We start from the raw sequence: 14372 nt of genomic DNA, 5'->3' as shown, positions 1-14372 counted from the left end.
TCTAATTTACGAGGGTCAGGTAAATTAAACTGAGGCATCAATTTGATACCCAGAGTGACTTACTACTCTATCGACGAATCTACTCCTAGGAGTGCTTATGCATAAGGGGGGAATTCCCCTATAAATGTTGCTCAATGTGATAATTGAGAACCTAGAGTAAATATTTGGGGTTCTGAGCCTATGACTGGGAGCCTACAGCTCTCGTACTACTCGGAATCCTAGATAGTTCGCTGCCGTTGAAGGCGGTACGTACAGTTCGTTAAACACTTTTGCTTCTTCAGGAGAGAAGCTCCACGCGCCACCTTTCGCTAGGCCTTTCTGAACGGTTGTCCATTCCCATACATTACCCACCATGTCGTAGAAGCCTGTAAAATGTTTTTCGTGTTCGTGTTCGTGTTCGTGTTCGTGTTCGTGCTTGTGTGATTGCTTGTGAAGTCCCTAAACTCGCCGGAACGATTGGTTTTACAATGCCCGTAGTTTGTACACTCTTGATCATCCTTCCGGAGGCATGATCATGATGATCGCGATGATGATCTTTTTATTCTCGCGAGCAAATAACTCTCATGAGCATTTACAAATTCATCTTATGCGCATTTAAGAGTATTATTCTTACTATGTTGACCCGAGTATTTTTCTGTCATGTCTAAACCTTTACCCTTTCCTAACCTAGACCTTTCTCCGCTCGGCCTTACTGGCCCTCGTCCTGCTGAGATCATCACTTTGCCATCGCATATGGATTGCCACGATCACCACTATTCTCAGGTGGTGATTGGTTTAAAAGGTCAGGCGGAATTTGAAGTGAGTGGTAAGGGGAATCTTGTTGGCCCAGGACAAGGTTGTGTGGTGACAGCGAGCTCTGATCATGCTTTCGGTGGTGTGGTCGGTCAGTCCGACATTTTGGTGCTTAACATGCCCGTGCCGAGTGACGACGACCCGCTGATGCTAGAGAAGATTAATCAGCTCGAGTCTTCGAACGTCTATTTCCAATTAGATGCGCAAATTCAAAAGCTTATTCATATGCTGGTACAAGAGATGCAGGCGAGCCCTGATGATCTGTTGTTAAGCCGAGCCTGCAATGACACGGTGATCGCTCTGATGCAAAGGCACATATCGGCATTTGAAACCTCAATCAAAGATTCACGTTTTGATCTTGAAGCGCTGGATCGTTATATCGAGCAACACCTCGCAAATAAGATCTCCGTCGCGCAACTTGCAGGTAGCGTGTTCTTAGGCGAAAGCCAATTCCATATGTTGTTTAAAGAGCAAATGGGCATTACTCCTCACCAGTACGTTCTTGGCAAGCGCATCGACCGTTCTCGTCGTTTAATTGAACAAGGTAATCTAAGCCTTGGTCAGGTCGCTGAACTGGCTGGTTTCTCCGGTCAATCTTCCTTTACTCACACCTTTTCACGCCTTCAAGGCATGTCACCATCCCAATACAAAAAGAAAATTTCTGTTAAATAGTGAAACAAAACGGCATATTATTTTAAAGTTTCATATGTGACCTTGTGTTTGTTTTGTTAATAAAGCGAGTTTTTAGCAAAAAACTCGGAGTTTTTGACAAGTAATCCTTATATACTCTAAATACACTGCAGCCATTGTAGAGATCCCGGGCTAATTCCGGGTGTGAGATTAAGGAAAACGCATGTTTACAGCTACTGATGTGTTAAAGCCAGAATTCAACGAGCAGTCGCTTGATGATCTATGGTCGCTTATCTCACCATTATATATGGTGGATGAAACCCAATGGCTAGAGCAACTTCTGCCACTAGCTACCCCTTCTGAGTCTGAAAAGCAGCAAATTACAGACAAAACGACGTCGTTGATTGAGTCTATCCGTGCGGATAAAACATCTATTCAGATGATCGACGCCTTGTTGCTTGAATACAGCTTAGATACTCAAGAGGGCATCTTGCTAATGTGTCTGGCGGAAGCCTTGATGCGTATTCCTGATTCGGCAACCGCTGATGCGTTGATTCGCGACAAACTTAGCGTTGCGGATTGGAAATCTCACCTGAAGAATTCTGACTCGGTTTTTGTTAACGCATCAACTTGGGGCCTAATGCTAACAGGCAAGGTGGTTGGACTTTCATCTAAAGAGCAGAGTGCAGGTCAAGCGGTTAACCGTTTAGTGAACAAGCTTTCTGAGCCGGTGATTCGTAAAGCGATGCACCAAGCGATGAAGGTGATGGGTCACCAATTCGTTCTTGGTCGCAGCATTGCTGAAGCGCAGAAGAACGGTAAGTCTATGCGTGACAAAGGTTTTACCTACTCATACGACATGCTAGGTGAAGCGGCACTGACCACTGCTGACGCAAACAAATACTTCAAAGATTACCTAATGGCGATTGAAGCCGTAGGTCGAGACACTTATGTCTCTTCAAAATCGAGCCCTGCGCCATCGGTATCTATCAAGCTTTCTGCGCTTCATCCACGTTACGAAGTAGCGAACGAAGACCGCGTACTGACTGAGCTATGCGACACGCTAGAGCAGCTATTGCGCCGTGCAGTAGAGCTAGATGTTGCAATTACGATTGATGCTGAAGAAGCGGATCGCCTAGAGCTTTCGCTTAAGTTATTCGAAAAACTGTATCGCAGCGAGCTAGTGAAAGGCTGGGGCAAGTTTGGTCTGGTTATTCAAGCGTATTCAAAGCGTGCGTTACCGGTTCTAGTTTGGCTAAACCGCCTAGCAAAAGAGCAGGGTGACTTAATCCCACTTCGCCTAGTTAAAGGTGCTTACTGGGATAGTGAGATCAAATGGTCACAACAAGCTGGTTTCGATAACTACCCTGTTTACACTCGCAAAGAAGCGACTGATGTAGCCTACCTAGCGTGTGCGCGTTATCTATTGAGCCCAAGTGTTCGTGGCAATATCTTCCCGCAGTTTGCTAGCCACAATGCTCATACGGTTTCCGCTATTGCAGTGATGACAGACCATAAAGACTTTGAATTCCAACGCTTACACGGCATGGGTGATTCTCTGTACAACCACGCGATGGAAGCTTACCAACAGTCGGTACGTATCTACGCACCAGTGGGTAGCCATAAAGACTTACTGCCATACCTAGTACGTCGCTTGCTAGAGAACGGCGCAAACAGCTCGTTTGTCCACCGTTTAGTTGATGCACGTTGCCCTGTGGCAGAGCTGACTCAACACCCTGTCGATATGCTTCTGGCGTTCGATACGCTGCACAACACTAAGATTCCATTGCCACCGGCGGTATTCCCAGAGCGTAAAAACTCTTACGGTGTGAACATCGATATCGAAAGTGAAGCGCATCAGTTTGAAGAGCAGGTTAAAGCTTTCCTTAATAATCAATGGACTGCTGGCCCTGTGATCAACGGTGAATCTCTTGCCGAAAGCATGATCAAGGCTGATCAGAACGTTGAGCAAGTGACTGCACCTTATGATCGTCGTATTAATGTCGGTCAGGTGGCTTTCGCGAACCTTGATCATGTTTCCGCAGCGATCACTGGCGCAGATGCAGCATTTGCTGATTGGAACGCAACTTCAGTTGAAACCAAAGCGGCAGCGCTTGATAAGCTGGCTGACCTGATGGAAGACAACCTTGCTGAGCTGGTGGCAATTTGTCATCAAGAAGCGGGTAAGACGATTCACGACAGCGTTGATGAAGTGCGTGAAGCGGTCGACTTCTGTCGTTACTACGCAAAACAAGCGGATAACCTACAAGGTTTCGAACTAAAAGGTTTTGATGGCCAAACACGAATCGCTTCACGACAAGGTCGTGGTGTGTTCGTTTGTATTAGCCCTTGGAACTTCCCTCTGGCCATCTTCCTTGGCCAAATTACAGCAGCTTTGGTTGCGGGTAACACGGTTGTGGCTAAGCCAGCCGAGCAAACAAGCTTGATTGCAGCTCGCGCGGTTGAACTGATGAATGAAGCGGGTTTCCCTGCTGGCACCATTCAGTTACTACCGGGTCGCGGTGCTGAGATCGGCAGTGCACTAACCAGCCATGATGCAATTGCTGGCGTTGCTTTTACGGGTTCAACACCAACAGCACAACGTATCAACGTTTCATTGGCAAGTCGTAACGCTAAGCCTGTTCCGTTTATTGCGGAAACCGGTGGTCAGAACGCGATGATCGTCGACAGTACCGCACTGCCTGAACAGGTAGTTCGTGATGTTATTCGTTCTGCATTTGCTTCAGCAGGTCAACGTTGTTCTGCACTACGTGTGCTTTACATTCAAGAAGACATCGCAGACCGCGTGGTTGCATTGATTCACGGTGCAATGGACGAATTGAGTGTGGGTATTCCACATCTTCATAAAACGGATGTTGGCCCTGTTATCGACCAAAATGCGAAACAGAAGTTGTTGGCGCACTTAGAAAACATGACCAATACCCAGAAGAAGGTGGCTCAACTTTCTCTAGGAGCGGATTGTGAACATGGTGACTTTGTTCCACCAAGTGCATTTGAAATCGATGACATCAGCTGTTTGAAAGAAGAGCAGTTTGGTCCTGTACTGCATATCGTTCGCTTCAAGGCGAGTGAGTTAGCGCAAGTGGTAGACCAAATTAACCAAACGGGCTTTGGCTTAACTATGGGTATCCACAGCCGTAACGAGACAACTTACCGTTGGATCGAAAAACACGTTCGTGTGGGTAACTGTTACATCAACCGTGACCAAGTGGGCGCTGTTGTTGGTGTTCAACCATTTGGTGGTCAAGGCTTGTCGGGTACAGGCCCTAAAGCGGGTGGTCCTCACTACCTATATCGCTTTACTGATGTTCAGTTTTCTCAATCACAAGACAAGGCATAAGGAGCAGTATCATGGTTCATCAAGTGACAGGTTTTTCTGATGCTTTGTTAGCGTGGGAACAATGGAATCTTACCGATTTTGATCATAAGAGTGCTCAGGTACTTTCATTCAAATCAGAGATCGAAAGCCAATCTGCGCCTTTGGCAGCTGTGGCGACTTATCATCTAGAGCAAGCGTCTGCACTGCTTTCTGAGCATCACCTCATGGCGGGGCCTACGGGCGAAACCAATGAGCTGTATGCTGCAGGTCGTGGCGTGGCTTTGGTGATTGTTGATGATTGCCAAGACAAAGAGCCAGCACTGCAAACAGCAACCGCGATGATTACCGCAGCACTATTAGCGGGTAACAGCGTGCAATTGTGCAGTGATGACGTGCAATTCAACACCTTGATCGCTGATGCAGCGAAACAAGCGAATTTACCGACGAACTTGGTGCAGGTTGCTTCGTACGACGCGGCTCAACAGCTGCTGTCTTGCGATGTACGTAGCGCAGGTTACGTAGGTAACTCACAAACGGCTCAAGCTATCAATTTACAACTTGCTAAGCGTGACGGTGCCATCGTCAGTTTAGTAGCTGAAACGGATCTGACAGCAATGCATGTTGCTCACGATCCACACTTATCGCTGCGTTTCATTACCGAGCGTACGCGAACTATAAATATAACAGCCGTGGGCGGTAACGCGACCTTGCTCGAACTTGGAAGCGAAGCTCACTAACCTTCAGTAACATTGGCTCTAAGCACTTTTGTTTTCTCCATTGTTGGTTTCACCATCTTTGGATTTAACTCATAGTGCCTTGGAGCCTCAATACCTAACTCAATGCACTCGCTTGCCTTTACGGTGAGTGTCTTGCATTGAATTAGGTATGGAAGGCTTTTTACAAATGAGGACTATCAAATGATAGAAAACAGTTTTGCAATAACGACGACGTTCATTGCGTATCTAATTATGATGCTGGCAATCGGTGTTATTGCTTACAAACGTACTTCTAGCTCGACAGACTACTTCCTAGGTGGTCGTTCGCTAGGCCCATGGCCTGCTGCACTTTCTGCTGGTGCATCAGACATGAGTGGTTGGCTACTACTTGGTCTACCGGGTTACGCTTATGCTGCTGGTTTTGAAGCATTCTGGCTTGCTGGTGGCCTGCTAGTTGGTACTTGGGCGAACTGGTTAATCAGTGCTAAGCGTCTGCGTACTTACAGCATTACAACAGAGTCACTGACGCTACCTGAGTTCCTATCTCGTCGTTTCAATGATAATTCTAAGCTGATCCAAACAATTTCTGCTTTCTTTATCCTTTTATTCTTCCTTTTCTACACAAGTTCTGGCTTGGTAGCAGGTGGTAAATTGTTTGAAACAGTATTCGGCCTAGATTACACAACAGCGGTAATCATCGGTACAGTATGTGTGGTTTCTTACACGCTATTTGGTGGTTTCCTTGCGGTATCTTGGACGGATTTGGTTCAAGGTCTGCTGATGTCTGCTGCGCTATTGATTGTACCAATCGCAGCGATGAACGGTGGTCTTGGTCAGCTATCGACTGATCTTCACAACATCAACCCAGAGCTTCTCACGCTATGGAATGATGTGAAAGGTGAGCCACTTTCTGCTATCGCGATCATCTCGCTAGCGGCATGGGGTCTAGGTTACTTCGGTCAGCCACACATCCTTGCTCGTTTCAAAGCAACACGTAGCAACAAAGACCTAACAACAGCGCGTCGTATCGCGGTGGTATGGTCTGCTCTGTCTATGGTTGGTGCAATGCTAGTAGGTCTTGTTGGTCTAATCTACGTGACTAACTCTGGCGCGCCTAAACTAGACGATGGCGAGAAGATCTTCATGCTTCTTGTTAACGCAATGTTCCACCCAGTCATCGCCGGTATCCTACTTGCTGCAATCCTAGCGGCAATCATGAGTACTGCTGATTCACAGCTTCTTGTTTCTTCATCTGCAATGGCAGAAGACTTGTACAAGCAAATTCTGAAGAAAGACGCAACGTCAGAAGAGATTGTTCGTGTTGGCCGTTTCGCGGTTATCCTAATCTCTTTGATTGCACTTGTACTAGCGATGACGCCAGACAGTTCAGTACTTGGCCTTGTGTCTTACGCATGGGCTGGTTTTGGTGCTGCATTCGGCCCAGCTATCGTATTGAGCCTGTACTGGTCTCGTATGAACCGTAACGGCGCTCTAGCGGGTATCGTGGTTGGTGGTGTTACGATTGTTCTTTGGAAGCAGTTCACGGGCGGTTGGTTCGATGTGTACGAAATCGTACCGGGAATCATCCTATCGACGCTTTCTATCGTTATCGTGAGCCTAATTACTGGCGAGCCTGAAGACGAAGTTAAGAAGCAACACGCTGAGTTCGAGAAGAACCTTGTTGAGCTAGACTAATTTACATTGTAAAAATACCAATGAATTAGCAAAAGACATGAACAATAGAGTCACTTCGGTGGCTCTATTTTTTTATGTGAGTACGACCTTTGTCTTATTTCAAATTAAGTTTATTCGAGGTTTTCTGATATTGAAATGGGGGTTTACAATGTAAATCGAAAGCGAAGGATCTTGAGCGAGAAATGAAAGGTCTGTCTTGTTGGTGGCGTTTGATGTCAAAAAATAAAACAGAAAAATGGCTATTTTTTGAACTTGGCGCTCACTTTTGTCATTAGCTCGGTGAATTGTGGAACCGAATTGGACATGATGTGTCAATTGTCAGTAACCACTAAAGACCTATAGGACAAAGGTATGCCTGATCTCTATTGCAAAGGATGTAAAAAAACAACACTACATAAGTCTATAATGAAACGTTGTGAATCAGAGCCCGAGACAGCTTCTGGCCGTATGATGCAATGGACGTCAAAACTATTTAGTGGAAACCTGTACTACGATATGGAAACTCAGCACTTCTGCCGCACGTGTAACTGCCGTTGCGAAACAGGAAGTACTGTACCCCAAATTGGTTTAGCTTAACTTACAGTAAGCGCTCACTAACTTAGATCAAAAAACCTCCGTTTTAGGAGGTTTTTGCGTTTCTATGCGGCTTTGAGTGCTAGCTCGGCAACAATGGCGTCGCCATCAATCTTCACATCCCAACCATAGTTTGAGTATTCATTTGCTAGTGCCTGAGCAACATCTTTTGATACCGTTACGTGTGTCCATGAACCAATACCGTAAGGTTTATATGCGAGTTCTTGCGTTTTCATAATAGAGTCATCCTTTCTCTTTGATAATTATATTATTCACTTTGGCCTATATCCTTTCTTTCGTTTCCGGCTCAACTTATTTGTTAATCGGGTCATTTCTATAATAATTTGTTAATAACCAGAGTTTGATTTATAAGGGTTCTTATCTATTTGTATGTGTTTATATCTGGCGTGAATATCATCCGTGCATTTAGTTTTTAAATGTGTGAGCGAGGTTTTCTTCGATTGCACTTGGTATGGAATATACTGAGCGGAATTTAGAATGTTTAAGGAATGTTATGTCTCAGCATCAGCTCGATCGTATCGATAAAGAGATACTAAGAATTCTGCATATGAAAGGCCGTTTGCCCGTTGTTGAACTAGCGAAACAGGTCAACCTAACAACTTCACCTTGCTCTGATAGGTTGAAGCGATTGGAAAAAGTGGGCTACATCACAGGTTATCACGCTGAGCTTTGTTCAGAAAAGTTGGGGCTCGATGTCCAAGTGTTTATCCATATTCGCCTCGATCAAACCAGTTTTTCAATTTTTGATAAATTTGCACAAGCGGTAGAGATGATGCCTGAGGTGGAAGAGTGCTACTCACTGTCGGGTGACTTTGACACCATGATCAAGGTTCGAGTGAAAGACATGAAGGCGTATCAAGCGTTTATGGCAACTAAGTTGGGCACCTTACCAGGTGTGATTCAGACACGCAGTGAAGTGGTGATTGAAGAGCATAAAAAGGGTTTTGGCGTGAACCCTGAGTTGTTGGCAACTCTAAAATAGTGGCCTGCTTTCACCTTACCAAGGTGATTTAGATATAAAAAATGGAAGCTAATAAGCTTCCATTTTTTGTTGAGCGTCAGATAAAGAGCAATCCGATAAACTTGTTCGCCTTAAAGCGTAATGGCCGCAGAGATTAAGCCAATCACACCACCGAATACACCGCCCCAAACCACAAGCCAGCCAAGGTGTTTCTTGATCATGGTCTGAACCATCTCTTTAACCAGCTTAGGTGTTAGTTCATTCAAGCGCTGATCGATGATCGCCTCAATGTTTTCTTTGATTTCATCCATCATCGCAGGCGATTCTAGCTCGTCTTTGATGGCATTTTTTACAGAATCACTCTTGCTGATTTCAATCACAGATTCTTGCATCTTCTCAACAAACGGCGCTTTCATTGGCTCTAGTGCTTCTGTGCCACCAAACATTGCCAACATACCGCCAAACTGAGAGTTCTCGATAACATGCACCAGTGAGTCGAATGCAGGGTTAAAGTCGATCTTCTGAATCACAGGCTCTAGATTGAGCGACTTTCCTGTCATCTCGCTGCTTAGGAAGCGGTCGATGTTACTTTCTGTAAAGAATTGCTCCATCATCAGTTGCTTGATGGCTGCCTTGAACTCTTCAAAGCGTGCTGGAATAACGCCTGAACCGTATAGGCCGGGTACTTTCTCGAACAACATGTGAATCGCAAGCCAGTTGGTGATGGCACCAGAAAAGGCGAATAGGCCTGCGTAAAGCAAGTATTGGTTTGCTGTCGCATAGCCGCCAGCAAGCAGTGCTAACGCAATAACGTTAGTTAAGACACTTTTGTTCATGGTTGATCTCTAGAAAGAATATTGCGCGCATTTTAAGAAAAAAACGCCAAGAAAAAAACAAAAGGATCGATGAAGTTTATTGGACAGGTAGCAAAGAGCGCCAAATAGCAGGCATAAAAAAGGCTAGCCTCCCCCCGAAGTCTAGCCTTATTCCAGAACGCGCAAGCGAGGCGTCTTTGGTGTTAATGTCATTATATAATTACGACATAACATTCTGCCATGTGTAATTTACCGCTATTTAGTAAATTGGTGTGAAATACGCCGCACTTTTAAAATAGCACACAAATTAATCGTTGCTAGCTTGCTCAAGATCATCGGCTATGAAGCCACCGGTCTGGTGATTCCACAATTGAGCATAGATGCCATTTTGTGTAATCAGCTCTTGGTGAGTGCCTTCTTCAACGATATTGCCTTGGTCGAGTACGATCAGGCGATCCATCGCAGCAATGGTCGACAGGCGGTGTGCAATCGCAATAACCGTTTTGCCTTCCATTAGCTCAATCAAGCTCTCTTGAATCGCTGCCTCTACCTCAGAATCGAGTGCAGAAGTTGCTTCATCGAGAACCAATAGTGGTGCATTTTTCAAAAGAACACGTGAGATAGCGACACGTTGACGCTGACCACCAGAAAGCTTAACGCCACGTTCACCTACTTGAGCATCGTAACCAATGTTGCCAAACGGGTCGGTTAGCGTTTCGATAAACTCATGCGCGTGTGCTTGTTTAGTTGCCGCGTATACTTCTTCGTCTGATGCCTCTGGTCGACCGTAAAGAATGTTGTCTTTGATCGAACGGTGCAGCAGTGAGGTATCTTGAGTTACCATACCAATGTTGCTGCGCAGAGAATCTTGAGTAACGCTCGAGATCTCTTGGTCATCAATCAGGATGCGGCCGCTTTCTACATCGTGGAAACGCAGCAGTAAGTTAACTAGGGTCGATTTACCTGCACCTGAACGGCCAACCAAGCCCACTTTTTCACCCGGTTTGATGTTGAGGTTTAGGTTGTTAATCACACCCTTATTGTCACCGTAGTTAAAGCTTACATTGTCGAAGTTGATACCGCCTTGTGGAACCTCCAGAGGCTTCGCGTCTTTCTTGTCTTCAATAGCAATAGGCTTAGACAGAGTTTTAATGCCGTCAATCACGGTACCAAGGTTCTCAAACAGACCACCAATTTCCCACATGATCCATTTCGACATGCCGTTAATACGCAGAGCCAAGCTGACCGCAATCGCGATTGCACCCACGGTGATTGCGCTATCTAGCCATAGGTAGATAGAGATACCCGCAATGCTGAACACCAATAGATAGTTAGCGAATTCCACGCAGATGTTGAAGCCGGTTACCAAGCGCATTTGGCGGTGCACAGTATCTAGGAAGCCTTCCATGCCTTCTTCGGCGTATTCGGTTTCTCTTTTACTGTGTGAGAACAATTTCACCGTCGCGATGTTGGTGTAGCTATCAACAATACGACCTGTCATCAGTGAACGAGCATCCGCTTGCTCTGAAGACACGTCTTTTAGCTTTGGCACGAAGTGCAGTTGAATACCGATGTAAACGAATAGCCAAATCAGCATCGGAGCCATCAAGCGCCAATCTGATTCAGCAAGCATGAACAGCATCGCCGTGAAGTAAACCGTCACGTAGACAAACACATCGACCATCTTGGTCACAGTTTCGCGCACTGCAAGCGAGGTTTGCATCACTTTGGTCGCGACACGTCCGGCGAAGTCATCTTGATAGAAGGACAGGCTTTGCTTCAAAAGGTAGCGGTGTGCTAACCAACGAATCGACATTGGGTAGTTGCCCAGCAAAGTTTGGTGAAGCAATAGCGAGTAAACACTGATCAAGATTGGCATCACAACCAACAGCAGAATACCGAGCCCCATCAATGTCGATTCGTTGTCTGCTAAGAAAGTGTCTGGGTTGCTTGTTGATAGCCAGTCGACCAATTGCCCCATGTAACCGAACAGCGCGACTTCGATGATCGCGATGGTCATGCTCATCAACCCGAGCAAAATCAATGGTTTTTCGAAACCTCGAGTGTAATGGCGGCAGAATGCCAGTATGCCAGTAGGAGGTTGTATCGGCTCTCCCTTTGGAAAGGCTTCAGTAAAGCCTTCAAATTTCTTGTACATAGATTTCCCTTTATAAACTAGTGCATCTATAAGCGACTGCATCGTTGGTGCAGCTTTGTTTTTATGGTCTTGATTCGAAATTTAACTGTCTTAGTTTGAAATTATATAAGCGCCCATGGGTTCTTATCAGTATTAAGTCATTCGATGGATTTTGTTCTAGCGCCTATTTAGGCACTTGGCTTTAAAACACTAAAACTTTGTCTAAGCGATACAGGAAAGGTCCAAAGAGTGTCTTTCATGACGCTTATTTTAGATTGAATTAGACAGGAAAAGTTAAGCTTATTTCAAACGTAATTGATTGTTATGCAACGGTGATAATCCTAACGTTAAATGGATTGAATTGTAATCAAAACTCGTGATGGGCGAGAAAATGGAATCAGAATATTTATCCATAAAGTGACTTAACGAATATGCATACAGTTGGTTCTTTCTGATGTGCTGTTATCTTGCAGTAAAAATTACCGATTAATCTAAGATCTGCAGTAATTGTTTGGGATAAATATTCAAATCAATATTCTTTTCAGTGAATCTTGTCGTAACAAGTTGTTTACAATTCTGAAGTAAATAAAAGATAGGGACGGTTGAAATGTTAAACCTACACAAAAAATCACTTCATATCACTAATGTTCAAAACGCCAATTGCGTTGTTATGGTGCCACCAAAAGAGTTTAAATTTAACGAAGAAACAGCACGTGATAACGAATTTCAGCACAGAGTTAATCTGACCGAAGCTGAGGTGAAAGTAGAAACGATGGCCGAATTTAAAGCTATGGTCGCTTCGTTGCGTAAAGAAGGTGTGCAAGTTGTAGAGTTTGATTACCCAGAATTGGGCGTTGAAACTCCGGATGCTGTTTTCCCAAACAACTGGTTCAGTACCTGTAGTGATGGAAGCTTATTCACGTTCCCTATGGCGTGTGAAAACCGTCAGAATGAAGTTAAGCCAAATGCTCTTATTGAAGCGTTAGAAGCGTCGGGTCGCATTGTTAACCATAGCGAGTCTCTAGAGTCTTACATCGCGCAAGGTTCTTATCTAGAGAGCACGGGCGTGATGGTTATCGACCATATCAACAAGACCATCTACGCTGCGCTTTCTCAGCGTTGTGACCGCGAAGTGTTAGAAGATTATGCGAAGCGCATTGGTTATTCTCGCGTGGTCTCGTTCCAAACGGCATTACCGTCTGGCCAACCGATTTACCATACCAATGTGATGATGGCGATTGGCGATAACTTCTGCGTGATCTGTGATGAAGTGATTCCTGAGTTTGAACGCCGCTTTGTGGTGAAGTCGCTTGCTAAAGATAAGCAGGTTATCTCTATCTCAATTGATCAGATGAACCGTTTCTGTGGCAACATCCTGCAGCTTGAAACCGTGAATGGCGACAAGGTGATCGCGATGTCTCAATCGGCTTACGATGCGTTTTCTCCAGCCCAGTTAGCTCAGCTTTCGACGCATGGAAAACTGCTGCCATTTAACGTGAAAACGATTGAAGACATTGGCGGTGGTTCGGTGCGATGCATGTTGGGTGAGGTGTTTTTACCAACGCGAGTAAATCGTCTGTAACAAGCACTCACTTTCAGTAATGAATCTTTGAATACCACTCTTATCGCAGAGTGGTATTTTTGTTTTTGTCTTTCACATATAAGAGAACAGAGCTCGATACAGGAGTCAACGCGCAAAAGCTAATGGAAATAAGCTATGAAGCGTCCTTAAAAGCTCTGTGTTCGATGAACTGAGCCGACAGTGTTACGACTTCTTTGGAGTAGACAAGCGCCGTGTGGTTGAGCTTGAGGGCGCAGGTGTCTGTTGCGCCTCGCAGGTTCGCGTCTTCAAGCGTCACCGTGCCATCACCTGGGTTTCTGCCCAATACAATGCGCCCTACACCAGCGTCATAGGTGCCGGTAATCACGCCAATCGGCACATCAATATCATAATCACCCAAGCCATCACTTAAGATCATCTTGCTCGAGCCAAAGATAAAGCCAAGACCATGATTCGACAACGTTTTGGCTATGGTTGCCCCATTGTGCGGCGTACCTGCGGTAATAATGCAGGTGTCTGCAAAGTCGGGTTGGTAGAACTTAAAGTAATGGCGAATCAGCAAGCCACCGAGTGAGTGACCAAAAAAATAGACCTCATCGTACTCATTAAAGCGAGCATTTACGAAGCGATTGAGGCGTTTGGCTGCAGAAGGGAAACGCAGCGAGTTGTAGGCAAACTTGTGCGTTGTAAAGCCGCGTTTTTTGAAGTTTCTATCCAGATACTGCATGATCAACGCAGGCATATATAGACCATGAATTAAAACTATATGTTTGTTTTTATTATTCATTTTTGTCCTCCGTCTGATGGTGTTTTCAGTATATGGAGTCGCAATTCTAAACTCAACAAAACTTGCTGTGAATGGGGCACAAAAGACAGAGGTGTACGTTATAAACAGTGCGTTCGTCATAGAGAAAAGGTGGGTTAGTCAGATCTCACTCCACCATACACATCTATGGTTAATCCGCCTTGTTTGGCGTAAGTATTGGGTGTTAGACTTTTTACCTTATTGAAGCTTCTCTCTAATGTCCTTTATCGCCAAGTTTTGCAATCCATGTCGAACTAAGCTCTTTTAATATCTTACGAATCAGTTCGCTGTGTCTATCTGTTTGACTTGCCGATATCTAAGGCACC

The 14372-nt window shown here is 45.1% G+C and carries 10 protein-coding genes and 2 pseudogenes; 6 read left to right on the top strand and 6 right to left on the bottom strand.

Translation table 11 applies throughout. The annotated features are described in order from the left end of the window. Positions 1-192: 192 nt before the first annotated feature. A pseudogene (locus LMH68_RS16615) lies at positions 193-369 on the bottom strand (SUMF1/EgtB/PvdO family nonheme iron enzyme); the annotation flags it as partial. 270 nt (positions 370-639) lie between these two features. Here LMH68_RS16615 and LMH68_RS16610 point away from each other — a divergent pair. The 4 genes from LMH68_RS16610 (at position 640) to putP (ending at position 7173) form a co-directional block, all read left to right on the top strand. Next, positions 640-1464 (top strand): AraC family transcriptional regulator, encoded by an 825-nt coding sequence (locus LMH68_RS16610; RefSeq protein WP_060980807.1) that lies wholly within the window; start codon positions 640-642, stop codon positions 1462-1464. A 181-nt stretch (positions 1465-1645) separates the two neighbouring features. After that, positions 1646-4783 (top strand): bifunctional proline dehydrogenase/L-glutamate gamma-semialdehyde dehydrogenase PutA, encoded by a 3138-nt coding sequence (gene putA, locus LMH68_RS16605; protein ID WP_229647590.1) that lies wholly within the window; start codon positions 1646-1648, stop codon positions 4781-4783. Positions 4784-4794: 11 nt separating this feature from the next. Next, positions 4795-5499 carry a 1-pyrroline-5-carboxylate dehydrogenase gene (locus tag LMH68_RS16600; protein ID WP_229647591.1) on the top strand — a complete coding sequence of 235 codons (705 nt, stop codon included), beginning with the start codon at positions 4795-4797 and terminating at the stop codon, positions 5497-5499. 183 nt (positions 5500-5682) lie between these two features. Next, the gene (putP, locus tag LMH68_RS16595; protein ID WP_229647623.1) at positions 5683-7173 is read left to right on the top strand and encodes a sodium/proline symporter PutP; all 1491 of its coding nucleotides are present in this window, start codon (positions 5683-5685) and stop codon (positions 7171-7173) included. Between the two features lie 638 nt (positions 7174-7811). Here the strand turns inward: putP and LMH68_RS16590 are convergent. Then, positions 7812-7982 (bottom strand): hypothetical protein, encoded by a 171-nt coding sequence (locus LMH68_RS16590; RefSeq protein WP_017061196.1) that lies wholly within the window; start codon positions 7980-7982, stop codon positions 7812-7814. A 278-nt stretch (positions 7983-8260) separates the two neighbouring features. Here LMH68_RS16590 and LMH68_RS16585 point away from each other — a divergent pair, with 278 nt between their 5' ends. Further along, entirely contained in the window at positions 8261-8749 is a 489-nt protein-coding gene (locus LMH68_RS16585) for an Lrp/AsnC family transcriptional regulator (protein ID WP_229647592.1), read from the top strand. Positions 8750-8859: 110 nt separating this feature from the next. On the opposite strand, the gene LMH68_RS16580 is transcribed toward LMH68_RS16585, so the two are convergent. Continuing rightward, on the bottom strand, positions 8860-9564 hold the full coding sequence (locus LMH68_RS16580) for a hypothetical protein (RefSeq protein ID WP_017065155.1): 705 nt from the start codon (positions 9562-9564) through the stop codon (positions 8860-8862). 286 nt (positions 9565-9850) lie between these two features. After that, the gene (locus LMH68_RS16575; RefSeq protein ID WP_229647593.1) at positions 9851-11701 is read right to left on the bottom strand and encodes an ABC transporter ATP-binding protein; all 1851 of its coding nucleotides are present in this window, start codon (positions 11699-11701) and stop codon (positions 9851-9853) included. A gap of 586 nt (positions 11702-12287) precedes the next feature. On the opposite strand from LMH68_RS16575, the gene LMH68_RS16570 reads away from it, so the two are divergent. Continuing rightward, positions 12288-13262, top strand: a complete 975-nt coding sequence (locus LMH68_RS16570) for an arginine deiminase-related protein (protein WP_017061193.1) — start codon at positions 12288-12290, stop codon at positions 13260-13262. Positions 13263-13395: 133 nt separating this feature from the next. On the opposite strand, the gene LMH68_RS16565 is transcribed toward LMH68_RS16570, so the two are convergent. Continuing rightward, complete coding sequence (locus tag LMH68_RS16565) at positions 13396-14028, bottom strand: esterase/lipase family protein (RefSeq protein WP_017067109.1); 633 nt, start codon at positions 14026-14028, stop codon at positions 13396-13398. Between the two features lie 134 nt (positions 14029-14162). Further along, positions 14163-14362: pseudogene (locus LMH68_RS16560) on the bottom strand (AraC family transcriptional regulator); the annotation flags it as partial. Between the last annotated feature and the right edge of the window lie 10 nt (positions 14363-14372).

The organism is Vibrio sp. F13 (assembly GCF_020806305.2).
Taxonomy (GTDB): domain Bacteria; phylum Pseudomonadota; class Gammaproteobacteria; order Enterobacterales; family Vibrionaceae; genus Vibrio; species Vibrio crassostreae_C.
Note: the sequence above shows the minus strand (reverse complement) of the source record. Positions and strands in the feature narration are given on the sequence as shown.